The organism is Cloacibacterium sp. Arc13, assembly GCF_041431305.1.
Taxonomy (GTDB): Bacteria; Bacteroidota; Bacteroidia; order Flavobacteriales; family Weeksellaceae; genus Cloacibacterium; species Cloacibacterium caeni_B.
Genome location: NZ_JASMRM010000004.1, coordinates 89,863 through 113,991 on the forward strand (window position 1 = coordinate 89,863; position 24,129 = coordinate 113,991).

Here is a 24,129-nt window from a genome sequence, read left to right on the forward strand (position 1 = left end):
CTTATAATTTCTGGAACAAAATTACAAACTACCTTATAATAAATTCCTTTATTATTTGCTGACATTTGTCAATTTTGATAAATATCATATAAAATTAATAAAAAGAGGGTAATTATTTTTCGATTTTGTCACTTTAGTTACAAAAAAAACCTTTCAGAAAATACTGAAAGGTCTTAATTATCATAGATTAATCAAATTAATATCTAAAAAGTACACTTCCCCAAGTGAAACCACTTCCGAAAGCTGAAAGAAGAACCAAATCTCCTTTTTTAATTTTTCCTTGATCTAGAACTTCACATAATGCGATAGGAATAGACGCTGCGGTAGTATTACCGTATTTCTGAATATTATTGAATATTTTTTCGTCTGGTAAACCAAATCTTTGTTGAACAAACTGTGAAATTCTCAAATTCGCTTGATGTGGAATAAACATATCTAAATCCTCTGGAGTTTTTCCAGCTTTAGTTAAGGCTTCCATCATGGTTTCCGGGAATCTGGTTACCGCATGTTTAAACACGAAATTACCATTCATCACTGGATAAATATCTTGTCTTTCAACAGCTTCTGGCTCGTAAAGAACTCTATCCATCCAACCTAATTTGGTTCCAGGAAATTTAACCGCTAATTCTTCAGCATATTTTCCTTCTGAGTGCATGTTTACTGCTAAAACACCTTCTTCGTTTTCTTCTTCACTTGCAGAAAGAATAATCGCTCCTGCTCCATCTCCGAAAATTACAGAAACACCTCTACCATCATCAGTAAAATCTAAACCAAAAGAATGAACTTCTGCTCCTACAACTAATATATTTTTATAAGTTCCCGCTTTGATAAAAGCATCTGCAACACTCATAGAATAAACAAATCCTGAACACTGATTTCTTACATCTAATGCACCGATGGTATCACAACCTAGCATTTCTTGTAAAACTACACCACTTCCTGGGAAGAAATAATCTGGACTTAAAGTTGCAAAAACGATGAAATCTAAATCTTTAGCAGAAAGATTGGCTTTTTCTAATGCTTTTTCAGCCGCCTTTTTGGCAAGATATGCAGTAGTTTCTTCGCTGTCATTTCTATTTTTTCTGTGACGGCGCTCTTTGATGCCTGTTCTCTCTGTAATCCACTCATCATTAGTAGTCATCAACTTAGACAAATCGTCATTAGTTACCACATTCTCAGGAACATAATAACCATATCCTTTTATTACACTCTTAATCATAAAGTTTTTAAAATTTGTGGGGTACAAAAGTAAGATTTTATTTTTAACATATAATTAACATGAGTCATAAATATTATGTATTAAAATGTTTTATAAATAATTATTTACTCACGTGTCTTTATAGATTTATAAAAATTTATACATTTGATAAAATTAACCCAATTAGACCATGACAGAGAGTACACTTCACAAAACAATAGAATATGAATGGATAGATATCTTAGAAATGAAGCAAGAAGACATTGCCGAAATTTCTAAAAAATATGACATCAATCATTATTGGTTAGAAGACTGTATAGACCCGAATCACTTGCCAAAATTTGAAGACAATGGCAATTTAAAATTTTTCTTAACCAGATTAAATACTTCTACCGAAAGACTCATCCTCAATACCATAAGTGATGTAAGTACCAAATTGGGAATTTTCTTAAAAGATAATCTCATTCTTACAGTACACAGAATAGAAAATGATGCGATAAAATCCCTTTTGAAAGAAATTGCAATTCACCCAGAAAATTTCAAAACTCCTTATCAGTTAGCGCTTCATTTAGGACAAAAAATATTTATTTCCTTTGAACATGAAAACGAGGTGCTTCTAGACCAATTGGATAAAATGGAAAATGAAGTTTTTCTAAAAAACGTTTCTAATTCTGCACAGTTGAAAAGACTTTATCGTTTCAAAAGAAAAGTAGGACTCAATCTGAAAGTGCTGAATCTTTCATCAGATTGGGTGAGTTCTTTTGAAAAACTACCTCTAGATTCTGTAGAAATAAAGGACTTGAAAGACAGTTATAAAGATGCCATCAGTGATTTCGACCATTTGCATTTACAAACCAATAACTTAATGAGCATGTTTCTGGCACTCTCTGACCAAAAAGCCAATCAGGTCATGAAAATGCTCGCCATTTATTCGGTTTATTTCTTGCCTATTACTTTTATTGCGGGAGTTTATGGCATGAATTTCGAGTATATGCCAGAACTAACAAAACCTTATGGCTACTTTGCTACATTAGGTTTGATGGGGCTTATCGTTATTATCACCTTTATATATGTAAGAAGAAAAAAATGGTGAAAAAAAAGACATCAAAATCTGATGTCTTTTTTATTTTTAATGCATGGCTTCACTTGGATCTATTGTTCTGCCTCCTTTTCTTTCTTTAATGAATAGAATAAAAGGAATACAAATAAGGAACATGACTCCTAAATAGAGGAATACATCCATATAAGAAAGCACCGTAGCTTGTTTCATGACAGAAAAGTCTAAAATTTTATACGCCGAAGCGAGCGCTTGATCAGGCGTCATTCCTTTGGCAGTAAAATTAGCTTTTAACGCAGCAATTCTTTGTTGAACCTGCAAACTATTGACATCTAATTTCGACACCAAATCACTTCTGTAAAACATATTTTGATTAGCAATAAAAGTGGTAATTGCAGCTACGCCAAAAGAACCTCCCAACTGTCTCATCATCCCTGTAAAAGCTGCTCCTTGACCAATTTGAGCTCCTTTTAATGTACTTAATGAGAGTGATGTAATAGGAATAAATAACAATCCTAAACCTGCTCCTCTCACAATAAGCATCCAAAAGAAGGCGTCTTTTCCTGTATCTGGAGTTAATAATTTATATCCCCAAAAACTATAAATGAAAAAGATAAACAATCCTAAAGCTACTAAAACTTGCTGTTTCGCTCCTCTGGTTAATAATCTACCGATTATGGGCATCATAAAAGCGGTGGTTAATGCAGCTGGAATCATTAAAGCACCTGATTGTAAAGCTGTCCAACCTAAAATACTCTGCGTATAAAGCGGAATAATAAAAGTAGAACCGTATAAACCAAAGCCTAAAATGAATGACATGACCGTACCTATTCTCAGATTTCCATTTTTAAGCACCCGAAGTTCTACAATTGGATATTTATACGTTAATTCTCGCCAAATAAAAAAGATAAGTCCAAAGAAAGAAATCAAAGTAAGGGAAAGAATTACTTTGCTTTCGAACCAATCGTCTTCATGACCTCTTTCTAAAATATATTGTAAAGAACCTACCGTTATTGCCAACAAGAATATCCCTAACCAATCTACATCACTTGCTGATTTTTTCTCAGCATATTTAGGACTTCTCACAAACTGAAGTGTAAGCAAAGTCGCTACAATCCCAATAGGAATATTGATATAAAATATATATGGCCAACTGAAATTATCTACAATATAACCTCCCAATGGCGGACCTAATGTAGGACCAATAATAACACCCAAACCATAAATTGCTTGTGCCATACTTCTTTTTTCGATGGGATAAGACTCTGTAATAATTGTTTGAGAAGTTACCAAAAGTGCACCACCTCCTATTCCTTGTAATAATCTAAAAATAACGAGTTCCCAAATATTGCTCGCATTTCCACATAAAAATGAGAAAACCGTAAATATGACAATAGAAGCCGCAAAATAATTTCTTCTCCCGAATTGTTGCGAAAGCCAACTCGTCATGGGAACTATAATTACGTTACCTATCGCATAGGCGGTAATTACCCAACCTACCTCAGAAAGTGTAGCGCCCAGATTTCCTTTCATCTCGTTCAGCGCTACATTTACTATAGTAGTGTCTACAATCTCTAGCAATGCACAGAGAATGGCAGTGATGGTAATAATCACTCGTCTTGCACCATATTCTACTAATGAATCTTGCATAAATTTTTATTTCAAGTTTTGAGTTTCGTTTAGAATTTTATTTTTTTTAAATCCTGAACGTTCCTCATTTAACTTTTTTCTATTTTACTTCTACGTCTACTAAAACATTCATTCCTGCTCTTAATCTTTTGGCAACTTCAGGTTTTAAATCCTTAAAAGTGATTTTCACAGGAACTCTTTGAACTACTTTCACGAAGTTTCCACTTGCATTATCTGGAGGAAGTAAAGAAAATGTAGAACCAGTAGCTGGCGAAATAGAACTTACCACTCCTTCGAACTCATCATCTGGGAATGCATCTATTTTAATTTCTACTTTTTGACCTTCTACCATTTTGTTTAATTGTGTTTCTTTAAAATTGGCCACAATCCATTTGTCATTATTTAAAACAATGCTGAATAACTGTGCACCTGCTTGTAAAAACTGACCTACCTGCACTGGAATTTTAGAAACATAACCATCTTGTTTTGCTGTAATTACGGTATAAGAAAGATTTAATTTAGCATTTTGTACATCTACTTCTCTTTGTTTAATCATAGAACTTGCTACGCCAATTTGTTGAGAAGTTGCTTCTGATTGAGAAGACACATAACCTGTTTGCTGAGCCGCTTGATTTCTTTGTTCTACCAAAATTTGCAATTGTTTATCTGCTGCTTGTTTCGCTGCCAGAACTTGGTCATATTGTTGTTGTGTAATCGAATGGTCTTTCACTAGATTTTCGTAGCGTTTCAAATCTTGAGTAGTTTTCCAAACGTTTACTTTCGCTGCTTCTATCTGTGCATTTGCAGTAGCCACTGCTGCGTTTGATGTACTGATGCTTTTATTCGCTGCTGCCGCACCAGCTTGAGCGGTATTTAGATTGCTTTTAGCAGTTCCTAGCGCAGCTTCAGCTTGTTGTAAAGTCATTAATTGGTCTTTATTTTCAAGGATAATTAAGGTATCTCCTTTTTTCACAAACTGATTGTCTTTTACTCTTACTTCTGCTACATAACCAGAAATTTTAGAAATCACAGGGCTTACATTAGATGCAATTTGTGCATCATCTGTTTCTTCGTGAGAGTTGCTGTAAGACCATTTTTTGTAACCATAAATAGCACCTACCACAATAACGATGGTTAAAATAATCCCAAAAACTGGACTTTTTTTATTTTTTGTTTGATTTTCCATTTTATAATAATGTTTATATCTAAATTTGAGTTTGATTATTGATTAAGAATTCCTGAGGTTTGTAATAGTTTTTTGTATGCTAATGCTGCATCTGCTCTAGAATTAATTACATTTACTTTAGCACCTACCAAAGCTGCGTCTGCTTCTAGCAAATCGGTAATATTTGCTAAGCCATTATCATATTTATTTTTAGTAATTCTGTAGTTTTCTGTAGCTTGTTCTAATGCACGCTCATAAACTTCTATTTTCTTTTTGGCCAAATTAGAATTCTGGAAATCCTTATTGAGTTCTAGTTTTATATGGTCATTCAGAAGTTCGTTATTGGCTTCTAATTGTTTTTCTCTGGCTTGAGATTTCAGCAAAGAAGAATTTTTCTTCCAAAGATTGTCTAAGTTATAAGAAACACCTAATCCTATATTAATTGCATTAGTAATGGTTACAAATCCTGGAATATCTGCTGCTACATAACCACCTGTAATTGCCAAACTTGGTAAATTTTCAGCTTTTGCAGCTTTGGTTCCTAAGTTTGCTGCTTTTCTCTGATAATCGAGTGCTTGTAAATCTTTTCTGTGTTGTAACGCTTGACTTAAGTAATAAGAAACAGGCTGATTTTCAGAAATTTCATTAATGTAATCTTCATCTACTTTTAGAATTGTAGTTTCGGGTAAACCTAAAAGCAAGTCCATATTAATATTGGCAATGCTGTAATTATTTTGTGCATCTAAAAGCTGAAGTTCAATATTAGACGTTTGCAACTGAGCTTTCAATCGGTCATTTCTTGCCATCAAACCGTTATTTTCTAATTTCAAAAATGTTTCGTCTCTTTTCTGTGAAGCCGAAAGATTTTCTTCTAAAACTTTGATGATTTGAGATGCTTTGAACAAACTATTGTAAGCCTGAGAAATATTATAAGCAATGGCTTCCTTGTCATTTTCTGAAGATAATTTAGAAGCTTCTACCAAATATTCAGCAGACTGAATTCCGTATTTTATTCTTCCACCTGCATAAATGGGATAAGAAAGATTTGCAGAAGCGTACATTACATCATTAATTTTCAAACTGTTCGCTGCACCTGCACTTTCTGTTTTAAGATTAACATTTGGGCTGAAAAGATGTAAATAAGTAGCTCCCAATTTCAGGCTAGGAAGCTGATTGTTATTTGCTTCCAGCAATTGCGCTGTACTTTCTTCTATTTTAGCAGCATCTATTTTTAGATTTTTGCTATTTTCGATTCCGAGTTTTACCGCTTCATTCAGAGAAATAGCTCTTGTTTCTTGGCACGAAATCTGGGAAATACTCATGCTAAAAAGTAAAACCCCAAAGATGTTTCTAATTTTTTTGTTCATAACCTAAAAGGTCTTTTAATAATATGGTTAAATTTTTGGTAAGATTGTCGTAATAAATATTATAATATTCATCTGATTGATTTCCAGAAAGTTCTCTATACAAATTCATGCCTTGTTTAGAATAAAAAACTGTTCCTACAATCACAGAATGGAGAAAAAACAAATCCGGCTTTTTGGTAAAAACACCACTTTCGCAACCTTCTTCTAGAATTCTTTGGTAAATTTTGATATAACCTATTTTAGAAGTTCTTAGAAAACTTAAAATCTGTTCGTTTCCGCTATTATTGATATTATAAACCGATTGAAGAATAGAATAAAATTCTGGCAAAGTCTTCACACGATTAATGTAATTTCCTATAATTTTAATAAGTTTTTCCCATTCATTGAGCTGCGGATTTTCTAAAATTTCATAGGCAAAAGATTGTCCTTCTTTCATTCTCACTTTAAAAATTTCCTCGAAAAGTTTTTCTTTTGACCCGAAATAATAAGAAATCATCGAGACATTTACTCCTGCAGATTTTGCAATATCTCTGGTAGAAGTAGCGTCAAAACCCTTTTCTGCAAACAGTTTTTCTGCAGTATAGAGAATTTTTTTATCCGTAGAATGTTCCATTATTTTGATTTTTGAAGGCGCAAATGTAAGCAAATTTAGAAATCAATCAAACGATTGATTGATTTATTTTATCAATGTAAAATGTTAGATATTATAATTTTTATTACTTTTGATGAACTAAATATTAAACCATATGAAAAGAATCATCGCCGTATTAGCCATATCAGTATTTACATTAGGAATGGCTCAAGAAACACCGAAAAAATCTTGTTGCGCAGCAAAAGATAAAAAAGAATGTAGCGCAAAAGAAAAGAAAGAATGCGCTTCTAAAGACAAAAAAGACTGTAAAGCTGAAGCCAACAAAGACAAAAAATCTTGTTGTGCCGCTAAAAAAGAAAAAGCAGCTTAGTAAAAATAAAATCCCGAAATTTTCGGGATTTTTTTATGCACTTCGGTGAATGTATCTGGTTAATTTTATGCCTAAATCTGTCCAAACAATTTTGGCATTTGCATTTCTGTAAAGATGCAAATCAGCATCGGAGATTTCTTCTAAAATATCTACAATATTAGCTCCATGAATAAAATTGGTAAACGCTTCCCAGTTGAATCCGTTTTTAGATAAACGTTTGTAAACCAAATGTTCTGCATCATAATTTTGCAATAATGCCAATCTAAACATCTCAGAACAAAAATCTAAGAAATTTTTCTGTTTTTCTCGATTCCAAGAAGCGATATTTCTTCCCCACAAAACGATATTTCTCAAAACTTCTGGTTTCTTTTTCGCCATGAAAGCGTTTCTCACCCAATCGATAAAAAGTTCTTCAAATTCTTCATTCGCAGAATCATTTTGAAGCAATTGTAGCGCAGTATTGTAATTTCCTTGCGCTTGGTGAATCACTTCTTTTATTTTTTCATCTGAAACATCAAATTGATTTTTGATTCCTTGTTCTAGACTTTCGTCATCTATTCTAGGCACTTCTATCGCTTGACATCTTGATAAAATAGTAGGTAAAATGGTGTCTATTTTTTCTGCAAGAAGCAAAATAATCGTCTTTTTGGGAGGCTCTTCTAGAAATTTTAAAAATTTATTGGCTGCTGTCACATTCATTTTATCAGCTCGCCAAACAATGAGAATTTTAGTTCCACCTTCGAAACTTTTTAGCGCAAACTTCTGATTCAGTGCATCTACTTCATCAGCAGAAATAAACAATTGCTTGTTTTGAGCGTCTAAAACTTCATTCCAATCATTAATGGAAGCGTAAGGATTTTCTAAAATCATATTTCTGAAATCCTCAAACAATCTTTGACTCAGAGAATTGTTTTTTTCTGTAAAAACGGGAAAACTAAAATGTAAATCTAAGTGATTGAGATGCTCTACTTTAGAAGCAGCATGTTCATTTTCTCTTTTGAGAATTTCTTTGGCATAAGCTAAAGCCAATGGTAAAACGCCGAAACCTTCTTCGCCAATAAATAACTGAGCATGTCCTACTCTTTCTTTATCTATGGCATCTTTAAGCGTTTCTATAACTTTTTTTTGTCCTACAATTTCTTCCCAATTCATAGTTTCAAAGATAAGAATTTGGTGGAAAGTGAAAAGACAGATGCTACAAGTTTTTTCAATTTTGAGTTAAATTCAATGAATTTTCTGATAAATTCGTCTTTAATCCTGTGAAATTTAACGCTTATTAACTTTCACGTTTCAGTAATAATTAAGATATTTGCGCATTAATTAAAAAAGATAATGATAAAAAGAATTTTTCTTTTACCTTTCATTGCTGTTGGTTTAAGTGTAGAAGCGCAAAGTTTAGGTAATTCTCCTTATGCAGCATTTGGTATCGGCGAAGTAAAATATGATAACTCTGTAGAAACCAGTTCAATGGGCGGCATAAACACTGCTTACATTTGGGATTTCAACAACAGTTTTAATTTTAAAAATCCAGCTGCAAATACCAATTTAGAGCTTACTTCTTTCAGGGTTCAAATGACCAATGAGAACCAATCTTTAAAATCTGATTTTAATGGATTAAGCGCTAATAAACATTCTAATTATCTTTCTAATATTTCTATAGCTTTCCCAATTTCTAAAAAATTGAAATTTGGATTAGGATATCAACCGTATAGTTCTAAAAGATATGATATTATAACTTCTAAAATTCTTGCAGACAGTACTGTAAAAGCAAATCGTTTTTATGGTGATGGGACATTGAATACAATTCAAGCTGCTTTTGGTTATCAAGTCAACAAAGAATTTGCAGTAGGTTTAAGAAGTAATTTCTACTTCGGAAAATTATCAGATGTAGAAGAACTGGCTTATTCTAATGCAGAACTCATTAATGGTTTTGAAACATCTAATAGAATTAAAAGTTTTAACTTTACATTAGGTTCTACTTATCAGAAAAAATTTAAAAATGAGAAAAAACTTACCTTAGGAGCTACCTATACATTTGGAACCACAGGTAATGTAAAAACCCAGTTCATAAACAGTACTTATTACTATTATCTAGACCAAAAATTAAACGTTACCGAAATAGAAAACAAAACCAGCGAAGACAAAAATCTTATTCCTACAGAAGCTTCTTTAGGGATTGGTTATGGTCATGATGCTAAATGGTTTGCTTCTGCTCAAATCGATTATAAGAAAGGTTCTACTACCATGTTTTTAGGACAGCCTTTCACTTATCAAGATTCTTATAGAATTTCTGCGGGTGGTTGGTATTTACCAAATTATAACGACTTCAGAAGCTATTTTAACCGTGTAGTTTATAGATATGGTGCTTTCTATGAAAAAGGAAATCTAAGCGTAAACGGAACCAATATTAACCAATACGGAATCACTGCTGGAGTTACTTTACCTTTCGAAAAATCAAATGCGGTAAGAATGAGCGGGATAGATTTAGGATTAGAATTTGGTAGAAGAGGAACCTTAGAAAACAATCTTATCCAACAGAATTTCTTCAACGTAAAAGTCGGAATTAATTTTGCTGATAAATGGTTCCAGAAAAGAGTTTACGAATAAACCGAACAATACACTTATTCATAAATTTTATAGTTAAATCTATAAAAATGCAAAAAAAATTCTCAAGAATATTATTTAAAAATATAGTCACCTTTTCAGGTTTGGCTATATTTTTTGCTTTGACTTCTTGCGAAGAAGATTTGGCTAAAGTAAACGATAAAAAAAGCACCAATTTCGCTTCTAGAATTATTTACAATGCCGATATTGTAAAAAAAGATTCTGGAATGGTAAAAGTGCGTTTCAAAGCACCATTGCTAGAAGAATATGAATTTGTAGACACTCCTTATGTAGTGGTAAGAAAAGGATTATATTTAGAATTTTATGATTCTAAAAAACCCAAAACTCCAGGAAAACTTTGGGCAAAATATGCCAAAATGATTGACAAAAAACAATTCTACGAAGCCAGAGGAAATGTAAAAGTCATCAATAACGAAGGACAAACTTTTGCCATGCAATCTATTTATTGGGACAAAGCGAAACAAAGAATGTACACTAAAGACACCGTATTCATTACAGATAAAGACGGTTCAATTTTCGTGGCGGCAAATGGAATGAATGCTAAAGATGATTTTTCTGAATATACATTCTACAACAATTCTGGAGACTTCAATGTGAAGAAAATGCCAAATTCTGGAAATTAAGATTGAGGTAGAGGTAGAGGTAAAGGTAGAGATTTAGGATTTTGATTTACTTTTTTTACTTTTTTTACTTTTGAATAAATTTTCCTCAGAAATCTTTTGTATCTTTTGTGGTTTATTAATTCTAATTCATGAAAACATATTTCGCCATTGGTTTAATGTCTGGAACCAGCCTTGATGGTTTAGACATTTGCTATGCAAAATTCCAAAATATTACCCATTGGGAATTTGAAATTCTAAAAACCGAAACCATTCTTTACTCTCCAGAATGGAAAAGTCGATTGCAAAATGCTATTCTACTTTCGGCTGAAGATTTATTGGCGTTAGATAAAGAATATGGCTTCTATCTTGGCGAAAAAACACAAGAATTTATCTCCAAAAATAATATTACTGATTTAGATTTTATCGCGTCTCATGGTCATACCGTTTTTCATCAACCGCAACGAAAATTCACATTGCAAATCGGTGATGGAAGAGCCATAAAATTAACAACCAAAAAGCCTGTAATCTACGATTTCAGAAGTCAAGATGTTTTAATGGGCGGAAATGGTGCTCCATTAGTTCCCATCGGCGATGAACTTTTATTTTCACAATATGATGCTTGTCTCAATTTGGGCGGATTTTCTAATATTTCTTTACAGAAAAACCATCAAAGAATTGCTTTTGATATTTCGCCAGTCAATGTAGTTTTGAATTATTTTGCTGGAAAATTAGGCAAAAACTATGATGAAAACGGTGATTTTGCTAGAAATGGTGCTATTAATTTTAAAATTTTAGAAGAGTTAAATGCTTTAACCTTTTATCAAAAACCCGCTCCAAAATCTTTAGGTGTGGAATTTGTTAACTCAGAGATTTTTCCTTTGTTAAAAGACGAAATTCCTGAAAATATCATCGCTACTTTTACCGAACATATTGCCGAACAAATTGCCAAAGTTTTCAATGACAATCAACTCAAAACCGTTTTGGTAACTGGTGGCGGAACTTTTAATACTTATTTATTAGATAAAATTAGAGAAAAATCTCAGACAGAACTCATTGTTCCAGACGAAAACATAATCAACTTCAAAGAAGCACTGATTTTCGCATTTATGGGCATTTTAAGACTCAGAAATGAGGTCAATGTACTTTGTTCAGCAACTGGAAGTTCAGAGAATCATTGCAGCGGAATATTGGTATAAAAAAAGGTTTCAGAAGAATTCTAAAACCTTTTAATTATCGTTTAAACGCTTTTATAATTGCTCTAACTTGTCTGTAAGTGCATTTAAGAAGTTTTGTAATGGTTTTTCTACCATCATTTTGATAAATGGATTAAAATTTCCATCGAATAATAACTGAACTTCTGTTTGGTTTTCGTTTACTGGAGAGATGTTTCCTGTAAGTGAAAAGTCTAATGAAGAACTTGCAGATTTCAGAACCACTTTTTGACCTTCTACCAATTCAGCGATTTTAAGGGCAACTTCTGGCATTCCTTTTAAACCAAATTTAAAGCCATCTTCTCTATGTTCGAAACTGGTTAAACTATCTGGCATTAAGTGTTTGTAATCTTCAGGATTTTTAAGCATTTGAAAAAGTTGCTCAGAAGATTTATTTACTATAACTTTTCTTCCTTCTAAATTCATTTTTTTAATATTTTTGTAAAAATTAATATAATTACAAATGTATAAAGTTTTTGTCAATGAAAAAAGATTAAGCATCAGTAAATCTCCAATTCCCATTGAGAAGAACTTGCCTTATGAAGAAACCACCACCTTGGAAATCGCCATAGATTTGCTCGAAAATACTTCTACCTCAGAAATTAACATTTACGGTGAGAATTTAGAGCAAATTTGGGAAGAATTGACGGGTATGTTACGAGTTGTGAAAGCAGCAGGTGGAATTGTTTTCAACCAAGAAAACAAAATCCTTTTCATTCACAGATTAGGAAGATGGGACTTGCCGAAAGGTAAAATAGAGCCAGAAGAATCTCTAGAAAATGCTGCGCTAAGAGAATTAGAAGAAGAAACTGGACTTACAGAGCTTATTTTAGAAGAATTTGTAAATACTACTTTCCATATTTACAAGGAAAAAAGACAAGGAAAAGAGGAAAGAATTCTAAAAGCCACGCATTGGTTTAAAATGACTTATGTAGGTCAAAAAGAACCGATTCCTCAAACTGAAGAAGGAATTACAAAAGTAGAATGGAAAACGCAAACCGAAATTAACGACGAAGTTTTGCCCAATACTTTTAAAAACATCAAACTGATTTTGAGCGAGGTTTTTGCAATATAAAAAAGGTGGAAATTAAAATTCCACCTTTTCTTTTTATTTAATGAATTCCAAAGCTTTTTCTAGCGCGATTCCTCGTGAAGCTTTCAGCAATATGTTCTGCGAATGGATTTCATTTTCGGTTAAATAATGGATTAAATCTTGAGTAGTTAAAAAGGCCACTCCAGAAACATTTACTTCTTTAAAATGTGGACCAACTGTAATGATTTCATCAAAACTGAGTGATTTTGCCAATTCTAAAATTTGAGAATGTTCTGTTACACTTTCTTCGCCCAATTCTAGCATATCTCCAATGATGATGGTTTTAGTTCCAATAAAATCATTGAAATTTTCTAATGAAACTTTCATAGAACTAGGATTCGCGTTGTAAGTGTCTAAAACCAAAGTTTTGTCTCCTTTTTTCACGATTTGTGAACGCATGTTGGTCGGAGTGTATTCTTCAATGGCTTTTTTGATTAAATTAAAATCAATCCCGAAATACAAACCTAAACTAGTAGCTGCACAAAGATTGGTAAAATTGTAATCTCCTGTAAGTTTTGAAAGTGCTTCTACCTCATTATAAATAATTCCTACGCAATTATTTTCTGTGAATTTTTCAAAATAAAACTCAGAATCTCTTCTTCCGAAAGGAATCACCAAATCATATCCATCTGTTTTTTCAACTTGAATAGGATCATTTTCATTCACTACCACAAATTGATTATTCGATTTGAGGTAATCATACAATTCAGATTTTCCTTTGATTACACCTTCTACTCCACCGAAACCTTCCAAATGTGCCTTCCCGAAATTGGTAATATATCCAAAATTAGGTTGAGCAATGGTGCATAAAAATTCAATTTCTTTTTGATGATTAGCACCCATTTCTACCACCGCCATTTCGTGCTCTGGCTTTATGGAAAGAATGGTTAAAGGAACACCAATATGATTATTGAGATTCCCAAAAGTATATTGAGTATTGTATTTCTGCGAAAGAACAGCATGAATGATTTCCTTGGTCGTAGTTTTCCCATTACTTCCTGTTAAGGCAATAATAGGAATGTTCAACTGTGCTCTGTGATGTTTTGCTAAATCCTGTAAAAATTCTAGAGTAGATTTTACATAAAATATATTTCTAGCGGTATCTTCAAAATTTTTATCTTCTACAATTACTGCAAGAGCACCATTATCCACAGCTGTTTCAGCTAAAGTAGCCGCATTAAAATTCTCACCAGAAAAAGCGAAAAATATATCGTTTTTTTCAACTTTTCTGCTGTCTATAGTTACTTTATTGGCTTGTAAATAAAGCGCATAAAAATCTGTAATATTCATGTGGTAAAAATAAAAAAATCCTTTCCAAAAAAGGAAAGGATTTTAAATTATTTAAAAGAAATTTTATCTCTTCGTTCTCTTGTTGTTGGTGTCTCTAGCATCTTGTGCTACACGGAAACCAATCCATCCGAAAGATTTAGATTCTTCTTTGAATCTTCTTTGTCCTGGGTCTAACCAATATGCAGTATCCATCCAAGAACCACCTTTTACAACTCTTACCGTATTAGAAACTTTAGTTGTTCTAGGTTTGTTATCTCTTTGTAAAATCACTCTACCTTTATCATCTACGATGAATTGAGTTTTAGGAGAATTATACATATTGTATTCTGCCATAGAACTGTCTACTTCTTTACCATAACCAGCTTCTAATGAAGACATGAAATCACCATCTCTATAATTTCTTTGATCTTCTACAGTTCTTCTTTCATAAGTTCCAGGTAGGCCTTTGTAGATTTCTCTTCCATCCGCTAATCTTTCGAACTTCATGTCTTTAGGATCTACTTTTTTATAAGTTCCATCAGCATTTTTCACAGTTTGCTGAGGCATATTTCCTCTGTAATAATTGAAATCGTTCGCTTCTTCGTCTATGATAGGTCTGTAAACATCCGCAGTCCATTCTGCTACGTTTCCGTACATTCCATAAATTCCTAAATCATTAGATGGATATTGTCTTACGTCTGCAGTTGTAGGAGAACCATCATTATTCCAACCACCAACACCAGAATAGTCACCTCTACCTTGTTTAAAGTTTTCTAGGTACATCCCTCTGTTTTTACCTTTGGTTCCGCGAAGTTTTTCAATTTCTGGTTTCTTACCTAAATAATTATTATACTCTCTGTTTTTTTGTAAACCAAGCGCTGCATATTCCCATTCTACTTCTGTAGGAAGACGGAATTTAGTTACTAAATTAGCAGTTGCGTTTCTGTTTGCTGCTTGAATTCTTGCGTTAGAAGTTTTGATACCAGATTTTTGTTGTAGTTTTTGCTTATTAAGATAAGCTTCTAATTCAGGATCATTTGCTTTATATTTATCTAAATTAAATGCATTTCCACCTTGATTAAAAGAATCATTAGAGTAATAGTCATTCTTGTTGATAATTCCTTGCTTCATAAGTTCTACTTCATTTGCTCTATCAGTCAGCCAATCACAATATCTTGTGGCTTGTTGCCAAGAAACTCCTACTACAGGATAATAGTCGTATTCTGGAGCACGGAAATAGTTTTCTGCATAATCATTCCTAGATAATTTATTATTCCAAACAAGAGTATCCGGTAGTGCTCCTGTATAAATATTTTTATAGTTAGGATCAGAGGGAGGAAAAACAAATTTTAGCCATGTTACATAAGATCTATAATCTGCATTTGTAATTTCTGCTTCACCAATAAAAAATGAACTTACCTGCATTCTTCTTGGGGTATTGTTCCAATCATGCATTACATCGTCTTTTACCAACCCCATGGTAAAAGTACCTCCATCTACATAGACCATATTAGGCCAACCTTTTGGTTTTTGTTGTTTTCCAGGAAAGAACCATCCTTTTGGATCATTGGTTTTCCAACCGTTCATTCCTGTCTTATTTTTAGAACCGCCTCCATTTTTTACGTTACCGCCTCCACCACAGCTGGTTAGAAGCAATGTTGCGCCTAATGCAAGCAATGAAATAAACTTTAGTTTTTTCATAATTGTTTTAGATAATTTCGAGCTACAAAGAAAAATAATTTATTTTATTAATCAAACATCAAAAGTAAGATTTTTTATGTTTTTTTTAACGTATTAAAATTTATTTTATTGTTTGATATGAAAATTTTGTTTTTTTCGTTTATTTTGTAGCGCAATTTTAGACTATGAAAAAAAATTTATTACTACTTCTTTTTGTACTTTTTGCTGGCCATTTATTTGGTCAAAAAACTACGATAGAATGGGAAGGAAACAAAATAATGGATTATGGGACCTTCCAATACAATCTTCCATTTTTTAAAAACGAAAATTATTCTATAATTAATGGAGTTCCTTATCTCACTTTTTCTAAAAAAGAAAAGGAATCTTCTCAATATGATATTAAAAATTTAGTTTGGGAAAAAATTCCAGCTAAAGAAGTATTTGGTTTACTTGCGGATAATGTTTCCACTAAAGAAATTGCATACTCTAATAGTCAAAAACAAACCATCAACGGACAATTTCTCACTAATGTAGTCATTGCAACCATTAAAAAAGATAAAAATACACTTTATAGATTAACCTCTTTTGAACTGGTAAAAAAAACGGTTAACAACCAAAGAACTTCTAGAACTTCTGATTTAATTGGCACTACCGAAAATCCTTTGAAATCTGGAAACTTCTATAAAATTAAAGTCGACAAGTCTGGAATTTTCAAAATCACAACAAAATTCCTTAGAGATAACGGCATCAACCCATCGAGCATTAATCCTAAAAATTTCAGAATTTATGGAAATGGTGGATTAATGCTGCCAGAATTCAATCAGGATTTCAGATATGCTGCTTTACAAGAAAACGCGATACAAGTTATCGGTGAAGAAGATGGAAAATGGGACGAAAATGACTATGCACTTTTCTACGCTCAAGGTCCACATGGTTATAATCTTTACAATGTAAATAATGGAAGTGGATATAAACGTAACGAAACCAGACTCACTCACATCAGCGATAACAGTGTAAACATCTATGAAAATTTCTCTTATTACTTCATTAATTTTGACAAAGGAGAAGGGAAAAGAGTAACCCTTTCAGATATTGCGCCATCTTCTAAAGTTTATACTCGTTATGACGACTATCAATTCATCAATGAAGAAAAAACCAATTTCTTGAATATTGGTAGACTTTGGGTGGGAGATGCTTTTAATGCCAATAAATCGGTTTCTTTTACTACCAAAACCGCTATTAAACCTACGGATACTGTAAAAATAAAATCTTCGGTTTATGTGAAGAATGCTGCCAATGACAAAATTATCTTCAGCATCAACGGACAAAACAGCAGCAGTTTTACCGTAAGCAATTCCCCAGAAATTAAAATCAAAGAAATTCCTTGGGAAACTTCTGCGTCAAATCTAAGCGGAACTACACTGAAAATAGATTATACTTTAGAATCTTCTAATCCTTTGGTTGCTTATTATCTGGATTATGCCGAAGTTCAATACAAACAAGACCTTGTATACAATGATGCACAAATGAATTTCAGAGTTTTTGAAATTCCTACAGGTTCTGGAGAGACTTTCGGATTTACGGTAGAAAACGCCACAAACATAGAGCAAATTTGGGATGTTTCAGACATTACAAACGCTAAAAAAATAGTCAATAAAAATTCAGGAGCGCAATTTTCATTCGGATACACTTCGAATTCTCCAAATTTTAACAATGAATTTGTAGCTTTTAAAAATTCTGCTTCTTTTGAACCACTTTTTGTTGAAAAAGTAGACAATCAAGACTTATCTGGTTTAAAAAATGTAGACTACCTCATCGTTACCACTCGTGATTTCACTCCACAAGCCGAAAGAATTGCCAATTATTACAGAACTCAAAAAAATTATCATGTAGAAGTAGCTGATGTAAAGAAAATTTACAATGAATTTTCTTCTGGTGGACAAGATTTAACGGCGATTAGAGATTTTATTACCAAACTAAATACTCCAGCTGGAACACTAAAATATGTACTTATCTTAGGAGACACTACATTTGATTATAGAAATATTACCACCAATAATAAAAATTATATCCCAAGTTATCAAAGTGATTATAGTGAAAACTACGAAGCTTCATTTGTAACCGATGATTATTTCGGGATGACTACTCCACAAAACACAACTTATATTTATGCCATTCTACCTGATATTCCAGTAGGAAGACTTCCGGCAGAAAATATTGCTGAAGCAAAAAATTTAGTTGATAAAACGCTTTCTTATTACAATGCAGTTCCGGGACAATCTTCGCCTTTTGGAGATTGGAGACTAAAAATGAATTTCGTGGTAGATGATGACCAAGACAGTCGTGTAGACACCAGTACAAATCCTTATCTCAAAGGAACTTTCCATGATGTGATGAACTTGGTTTTAGCCAATAATTTTGAAGGAAATACAGACAAACCAGAATATAATATCAAAAAATTATACTTAGATGCTTTTCCCGGTCAAAGTACAGCAGGTGGACAAAGATTTCCGCAAGTAAACCAAGCCATTACGAACGCAATGAGCAACAGTTTATATCTGTATTATTTCGGACATGGAGGAATTAATGGTTGGGCGCAAGAAAGAGTTTTGACCACTCAAGAAATTGCAGCTTTTAATAATTACAACAATGCTTACAGCAGATTTCCTTTCATCAGTACCATTACTTGTGAATTTACACTTTGGGATGACCACAATACTTCATCTGCAGGAGAACAATTGATGAAACTACCACAAGGTGGAGCCAATTCTATGATTACTTCTTCTAGAGCAATTGCTACAGTTTATGGAAGATTATTTACAGAAACTTTTACCCGAAATCTCTTTAAACTATACAACAATGACTTTTTATCAGTAGGAGATGCTTTCATCGCTGCAAAAACTGAATACGGAACAGATTCAAACCACTTGAAAGTAAATCTTCTTGGTGATCCCGCTCTTAAACTCAGCAGACCGAAAAATCTTATCAGCATAGACAATATAGATTCACCAGTTGTTGGTCAACTAAGAGCGCTAGATTTTGTAAAAATTACGGGTCATATCAATAACCAATCAGGAGCGATTGACAATACTTTTAATGGTAAAGTAGTCATCAATATTTTTGATAAAAAATTAGCCAAGAAAACCCTCAACAATGATGGAAATTTAACTCCAGTTCTTAATTATTTCGAAGAAGGAAGTCCAATTGTGAAAGCTTCTGGAACGGTTACAAATGGAACTTTCACCGTAGAATTCTATATGCCAAAAGACATTAATTATACTGTGGGAGACGGAAGAATATTGGCTTATGCAGATAATAATGTTTTTGATGTTTTCAATAATAAAACACAAAAAGTTGGAGACATTAATCCAAACGGAATTAATGATAATGAAGTTCCAAAAGTTCAATTGTACTTGAACAACACCAATTTTGTAGACGGAGGAATTACAGACTCTAATCCTAATCTTTTGGCTTGTGTAACAGATAATACAGGAATTAACTCTACAGGTTCAGGAATTGGTCATGACATCACCGTAGTTCTTGACGGTGAAGTTATCAATACCACTGTTCTGAACGATTTTTACACTCCGGGAACAGGAAATGGCTGTATTAACGCTTCTTTCTTAGACTATCAGAAAGGCTCTGTACTCTATCCTTTCCAGAATTTAAAACCTGGAAATCACCAATTGACCTTTAAAGTTTGGGACATTAACAATAATTCGACTACTCAAACGTTAAACTTTGTAGTAAGAGACCCAAAAGCCGAAAATTTAGTTGTTAAAAAATTACTAAATTGGCCGAATCCTTTTACCAATAAAACTTATATACAGTTTGAACACAATTGTGATGATGTTTTAGATGTAAATGTTCAAGTCTATACCATCACAGGAAAATTAGTGCGAACATTCAGTACCACAGTGACTTCTACTCCATTTTTAGAAGGATATAGAACACACAGAACTGCTATAGAATGGGACGGAAATGATGATTTTGGCGCTCCAGTTGGTAAAGGAACTTATATTTACAAAGTTTTAGTAAAGAGTCAAAATCAAGAAAAATGTAAAGGAACTGCCTCTTTAGTAGAAAAATTAGTGATTTTAAAATAGAAAAAACAAATATGAAATTAACAAAAAAACTCTTTTTAGGACTAAGTATTGGAATCGGAAGTTTGGCGATGGCGCAAAGTACTAATCCTGTGCTTACAGGAGCTCCTTTTTTAAGGATTTCTCCAGATGCTAGAGCTGGAGGTTTAGGAGACCAAGGTGTGGCAACAAGCGCAGATGCTTTTTCACAATTTTGGAATGCTTCTAAATATCCATTTAGTAGAAATACCTCTTCTGCTGCAGTAAGTTATACTCCATGGATGGGAAAACTAACGAATGATGTATTTTTAATGTATTTAGGTTTTAATACCATGCTAGGAGAAGAAGACCGTTCATCTCTTTCTGCTAGTATTTATTATTTCAACATGGGAGAGGTAGATTTACGCTCCCTAGAAACTCCAGAATTAAGTTCTGGTACTATAAAACCAAATGAGTTTTCTATAGATTTGGCCTATGCTTTAAAATTATCAGATACATATTCAATGGCTGTAACAGGTAGGTTTATTCGTTCTGATTTATCTGGAGGGTTCAATACTGACAGTTCATTGAAACCAGCCAATTCATTCGCAGTAGATGTTTCGGGGTACTTACAAACATATAAACACACCAGTTTTGGTGATTATGAAGGAAGAGTAAGAGCTGGTTGGGCAATTCAAAATTTAGGTCCAAGATTAGATTATACTGGAGACGAAAACTCACGTTCTTATCTACCTACCTCTTTCAGATTAGGTGCTGGTTATGATTTATTTCTAGACGAAGTAAACAAAGTGGGTGTAACTTTAGAAGCTTCTAAATTACTTGTTCCTGGACCAGACAGCACTGGAAACGTTCCAAATGTGGGGGTAATAGAAGGAATCGGAAAATCTTTTAGCAACAAAGAAAGTATTATGTACAGCGGTTCTGTAGAATACTCTTATGATAATGCTTTTGCTGTAAGAACAGGTTTTTTTAGAGAAAGTGAGCTCCAAGGAGGAAGACAATATGCTACAGTTGGTGTAGGTCTTAATTATAATTCTTTTGGTTTAGATTTATCTTACCTTGTTAATACATCTAAAGTTAATTCAGCTTTAGACAATACCTTAAGATTTGGTCTTACTTGGAATATTGGCGAAGAATCTTACAATAATGAAGATTATTAACGATTAATAAAATATTTTTTTCACCGCGCCGAATTTTCAATTCGGCGCGGTGTTTTTTTACAAAAATTCAGAGTTTAGTAATATTCCAGAATCTCAGACTTACGAGACAATTGCTATCTTTGCAAAATGAATTATGCTTCGGAACTTAAAAAATTTATTACCAGTCAATATATTTACTCAGGAACCAGAATTGCTTTAGCCGTTGTAATCCCGAGTATTATTTTGGCGTATTTAGGTTTGCTGAAAGAATTTTTCTTATTTCCACTCGGAACCCTTTTCCTAGCACTTACGGATTCTACAGGTCCTTTTCACCGAAGAAGAAACGCACTCATCGTTGCCTCTGGATTTTATTTCTTTGTCTCGCTGATTGCAGGATTGCTGAAAGATTTCCCACCGCTAATTTTTTTAGAAATAATCATTTTCGGGATGTTTTTTACCATGTTAGGTGTTTACGGACAACGTTTAGCAGCAGTAGGTTCCCTCACATTAGTGGTTTTAGCCATTTTTATAGATGGCGCTCCTGGTGGTCATTCTGCATTTTATAATGCATTGGTTTTTACTTTAGGTGGAATTTGGTTTATTTTGGTTTTCATGCTCGTAACGGTTATAAAACCTTATAAACTGGCAGAACAAATGATTGGAGAAAATTACATAGAACTCGGTAATTATTTGAAATTAAAAGCTCATTTTTACCATTCTAAGCCAGATTTCGATGTTTTGTACAAGCAAATTTTTGCATTACAAGTCAGAATCAAAGAACACCAAGAAGCGACAAGAGAAGTGGTTTTCAAAACCCGACAAATCGTAAGAGAATCTACTTCTACCAGTAGATTACTAATGCAGCTTTTCCTCAATTCACTTGACCTTTACGAAATTTTATTGACCTCAACCAACGACTACCGAAAACTGCAAAATACTTTTGGCAATAAAAATATTTTAGAAAAAATCCACAATTACCTCAATTTATTATCCAATGAATTGGTTCATATCGGGATTTCTATTCAAGGAGGATTAAAAACTGCTCCAATTACTGATATTTCTGCAGAACTTCATGCCTTACACGAAGAATATTACCAACTTAGAAATCAACACCTGAACGCTGAAACGCTTGAGGATTTCATGATTTTGAGACAAATAATGCACAGAATTTCTGCCATTTCAGAAGAAACTCAAAAAATATATCTTTTAAAATCTCAAGATATCAAATTGGCAAAAAGCCTTTCTACAGGCTTAGATTTAGAAAAATTCGTACAAAAAGATGAAAAACTTAACTCAAAAGTTTTCCTAGAAAATTTCTCTATCAAATCGAATCATTTCAGACACGCCGTAAGAATAACTACCGCATTATTAGTAGGTTACGCTATTTCTAAAATTGAAATTTTTCATATTCAAAAAACGTTCTGGATTCTCATCACCATTTTGGCGATTATGAGACCTGCTTACAGCATTACCAAACACAGAAATATCCTTAGATTATACGGAACAATCGGCGGTGCTGCTGCTGGATTGTTTGTGATCTATTTCATCACCAATCCTCCTACACAATTTGTGATTTTCCTAATCTGTTTGGTGCTCACTTTCAGTTTTCTCAAAGATAAATATGCGTGGTCTGTTTTCTTTATGACGATTTATATTTTCTTGATGTTCAACTTTCTAAAACCTGGAGACTTCTCAGAACTTTTTATGGAAAGGTTGATTGACACAGCAATTGCTGGAGTTATTGTATTTCTTGTTTCTTACTTGGTTTTGCCAGTTTGGGAACATCAGAAAAATAGAACTTTTATGCTGAATTACATCCTTGCCAATCATAAATATTTAAATAATATCATTGAGATTCTTCAGCAAAAACACATTCCTATTCAAGACTATAAAATCAGCCGAAAACATGCTGTGGTAAGTTTGGCCAATCTTTCTGATAATTTCCAGAAAATGCTTTCTGACCCAAAAGGTCAACAGAAAAATCTAGAAAACGTTCACCAATTTGTGACTACTTCTCACCTTTTTACCGCTTACAGCGCATCTCTTTCTCAGTATGCACAAAAAAACACTGTTTATAGTGAAATAGACTTCGAAAATTGGAAAAATAAGATTAATGCTGAACTTTCACGCACTATTGCGATTTTACAAAAACAAGAAATTAGAAAAGATGATTTTGCAGAAAGCAAACTTACACCAGAAGATTTGGTAAATGAACTTTTAGAAAAAAGAAAAGAAGAAATCACCGAAAATGAATTCTATGACAGAAGAGATCCTAAAAATATTTCTCATCTTACTGAGCTCAAAAACATCAGAGAATTACTGGAACTGATTTATAATCAAGCTCGTGACCAAAGAAAAATTGCAGAAAAAGTGACTGATTAATTATCTAAATCTCGTTTTTCTTCTACGATGGCGAAGTAAAAATCTTCTATCTTAAAAACTTTTGCAGTGAAATCATGACTGAAAAAATCATCAAAAACTCTACATTTTATTTCAGAAAGGTTATTGACATCAAAAGGAAATACCTGATAATGAGTTTTTAACGACCAATATTTAGACAAGTGAACTTTGTAAAGACTTTCTTTGATGACCCAAATAATCGTCAATAAATCTACTTCATTTTCTCTGTTCTGAGTCCAAATATGTTCTGATTCGTGTAGAAATTTATCCTTGATTCTTAGAATTTTAGAACTTACTTTTTCTAAATCTATTCCTACTCTATTTTTAGAAACTGCTAAAGAAGCAAATGGAAAAGAATGCGTGATAGAAATATGTGCGGAATCTGGCCAGAGATAAGGTTCGCCGATGGTTTTATAGAGAATTTTGTGCTCTGGAAGTAGCATTTTGAGCATTTTTCTTACCATCAAATGTTCTAATAACTTTTTTGGATGATAATCTTTGGCTTTTTCCAGATTTTCGGGTTCTATGAGTTCTTCTACGTTAAATTCATCGTCATCACTATACTTCCAGTAAAGAATTACAGCATTTTCATCAGAATAATCATGATAGAAGGGCATTATTTTGTCAATAGAAATTAAGAATGTAAATTT

At 32.9% G+C, this 24,129-nt stretch carries 19 protein-coding genes; 9 read left to right on the forward strand and 10 right to left on the reverse strand.

The features are described from left to right. Positions 1–196 precede the first annotated feature (196 nt). A complete protein-coding gene (locus QO190_RS04950) occupies positions 197–1,219 on the reverse strand; it encodes a 3-oxoacyl-ACP synthase III family protein (protein WP_371461758.1) in 1,023 nt (340 codons plus the stop codon). A 169-nt stretch (positions 1,220–1,388) separates the two neighbouring features. Between QO190_RS04950 and QO190_RS04955 the strand changes: the two genes are divergently transcribed. Then, positions 1,389–2,291 (forward strand): CorA family divalent cation transporter, encoded by a 903-nt coding sequence (locus tag QO190_RS04955; protein WP_371461757.1) that lies wholly within the window; start codon positions 1,389–1,391, stop codon positions 2,289–2,291. A 36-nt stretch (positions 2,292–2,327) separates the two neighbouring features. Here QO190_RS04955 and QO190_RS04960 read toward each other — a convergent pair whose 3' ends face one another. The 4 genes from QO190_RS04960 to QO190_RS04975 all read right to left on the reverse strand — a co-directional run bounded on the left by QO190_RS04960 (position 2,328) and on the right by QO190_RS04975 (position 7,029). Beyond that, positions 2,328–3,905, reverse strand: a complete 1,578-nt coding sequence (locus tag QO190_RS04960; protein WP_371461756.1) for a DHA2 family efflux MFS transporter permease subunit — start codon at positions 3,903–3,905, stop codon at positions 2,328–2,330. A 79-nt stretch (positions 3,906–3,984) separates the two neighbouring features. Next, a complete protein-coding gene (locus tag QO190_RS04965) occupies positions 3,985–5,070 on the reverse strand; it encodes an HlyD family secretion protein (RefSeq protein ID WP_371461755.1) in 1,086 nt (361 codons plus the stop codon). A 35-nt stretch (positions 5,071–5,105) separates the two neighbouring features. Further along, entirely contained in the window at positions 5,106–6,416 is a 1,311-nt protein-coding gene (locus QO190_RS04970; RefSeq protein ID WP_371461754.1) for a TolC family protein, read from the reverse strand. Continuing rightward, positions 6,400–7,029 (reverse strand): TetR/AcrR family transcriptional regulator, encoded by a 630-nt coding sequence (locus tag QO190_RS04975; RefSeq protein ID WP_371461752.1) that lies wholly within the window; start codon positions 7,027–7,029, stop codon positions 6,400–6,402. Before QO190_RS04975 ends, QO190_RS04970 begins: the two co-directional genes overlap by 17 nt. A 133-nt stretch (positions 7,030–7,162) precedes the next feature. On the opposite strand from QO190_RS04975, the gene QO190_RS04980 reads away from it, so the two are divergent. After that, entirely contained in the window at positions 7,163–7,378 is a 216-nt protein-coding gene (locus QO190_RS04980; protein WP_069797345.1) for a hypothetical protein, read from the forward strand. A 33-nt stretch (positions 7,379–7,411) separates the two neighbouring features. Here the strand turns inward: QO190_RS04980 and QO190_RS04985 are convergent, their stop codons facing one another. Then, positions 7,412–8,530, reverse strand: coding sequence for an ATP-binding protein (locus QO190_RS04985; RefSeq protein WP_371461750.1), 1,119 nt, complete (start codon positions 8,528–8,530; stop codon positions 7,412–7,414). A gap of 183 nt (positions 8,531–8,713) precedes the next feature. On the opposite strand from QO190_RS04985, the gene QO190_RS04990 reads away from it, so the two are divergent. The 3 genes from QO190_RS04990 (at position 8,714) to QO190_RS05000 (ending at position 11,801) form a co-directional block, all read left to right on the forward strand. Further along, complete coding sequence (locus tag QO190_RS04990) at positions 8,714–9,985, forward strand: hypothetical protein (RefSeq protein WP_371461834.1); 1,272 nt, start codon at positions 8,714–8,716, stop codon at positions 9,983–9,985. Between the two features lie 47 nt (positions 9,986–10,032). Continuing rightward, positions 10,033–10,626, forward strand: coding sequence for an LPS export ABC transporter periplasmic protein LptC (gene lptC / locus QO190_RS04995; protein ID WP_069797716.1), 594 nt, complete (start codon positions 10,033–10,035; stop codon positions 10,624–10,626). 128 nt (positions 10,627–10,754) lie between these two features. After that, positions 10,755–11,801: an anhydro-N-acetylmuramic acid kinase gene (locus tag QO190_RS05000; protein WP_371461749.1), complete on the forward strand. Its 1,047-nt coding sequence runs from the start codon at positions 10,755–10,757 to the stop codon at positions 11,799–11,801. 51 nt (positions 11,802–11,852) lie between these two features. Here QO190_RS05000 and QO190_RS05005 read toward each other — a convergent pair whose 3' ends face one another. Further along, a complete protein-coding gene (locus QO190_RS05005; RefSeq protein WP_069797728.1) occupies positions 11,853–12,242 on the reverse strand; it encodes an SRPBCC domain-containing protein in 390 nt (129 codons plus the stop codon). A gap of 37 nt (positions 12,243–12,279) precedes the next feature. Here QO190_RS05005 and QO190_RS05010 point away from each other — a divergent pair, with 37 nt between their 5' ends. Continuing rightward, positions 12,280–12,891: an NUDIX hydrolase gene (locus QO190_RS05010; protein WP_371461746.1), complete on the forward strand. Its 612-nt coding sequence runs from the start codon at positions 12,280–12,282 to the stop codon at positions 12,889–12,891. A gap of 33 nt (positions 12,892–12,924) precedes the next feature. On the opposite strand, the gene murF is transcribed toward QO190_RS05010, so the two are convergent. After that, positions 12,925–14,199: a UDP-N-acetylmuramoyl-tripeptide--D-alanyl-D-alanine ligase gene (gene murF, locus QO190_RS05015; RefSeq protein ID WP_371461745.1), complete on the reverse strand. Its 1,275-nt coding sequence runs from the start codon at positions 14,197–14,199 to the stop codon at positions 12,925–12,927. Between the two features lie 63 nt (positions 14,200–14,262). Then, entirely contained in the window at positions 14,263–15,879 is a 1,617-nt protein-coding gene (gldJ, locus tag QO190_RS05020) for a gliding motility lipoprotein GldJ (protein ID WP_371461744.1), read from the reverse strand. 164 nt (positions 15,880–16,043) lie between these two features. Between gldJ and porU the strand changes: the two genes are divergently transcribed. The 3 genes from porU (at position 16,044) to QO190_RS05035 (ending at position 23,461) form a co-directional block, all read left to right on the forward strand. Further along, entirely contained in the window at positions 16,044–19,964 is a 3,921-nt protein-coding gene (gene porU, locus QO190_RS05025) for a type IX secretion system sortase PorU (protein ID WP_371461743.1), read from the forward strand. Between the two features lie 11 nt (positions 19,965–19,975). Continuing rightward, a complete protein-coding gene (gene porV, locus QO190_RS05030; protein ID WP_371461741.1) occupies positions 19,976–21,100 on the forward strand; it encodes a type IX secretion system outer membrane channel protein PorV in 1,125 nt (374 codons plus the stop codon). 126 nt (positions 21,101–21,226) lie between these two features. After that, positions 21,227–23,461 carry an FUSC family membrane protein gene (locus tag QO190_RS05035; RefSeq protein WP_371461739.1) on the forward strand — a complete coding sequence of 745 codons (2,235 nt, stop codon included), beginning with the start codon at positions 21,227–21,229 and terminating at the stop codon, positions 23,459–23,461. Here QO190_RS05035 and QO190_RS05040 read toward each other — a convergent pair. Beyond that, a complete protein-coding gene (locus QO190_RS05040) occupies positions 23,458–24,096 on the reverse strand; it encodes a 4'-phosphopantetheinyl transferase superfamily protein (RefSeq protein WP_371461738.1) in 639 nt (212 codons plus the stop codon). The genes QO190_RS05035 and QO190_RS05040 overlap by 4 nt on opposite strands. Positions 24,097–24,129 lie beyond the last annotated feature (33 nt).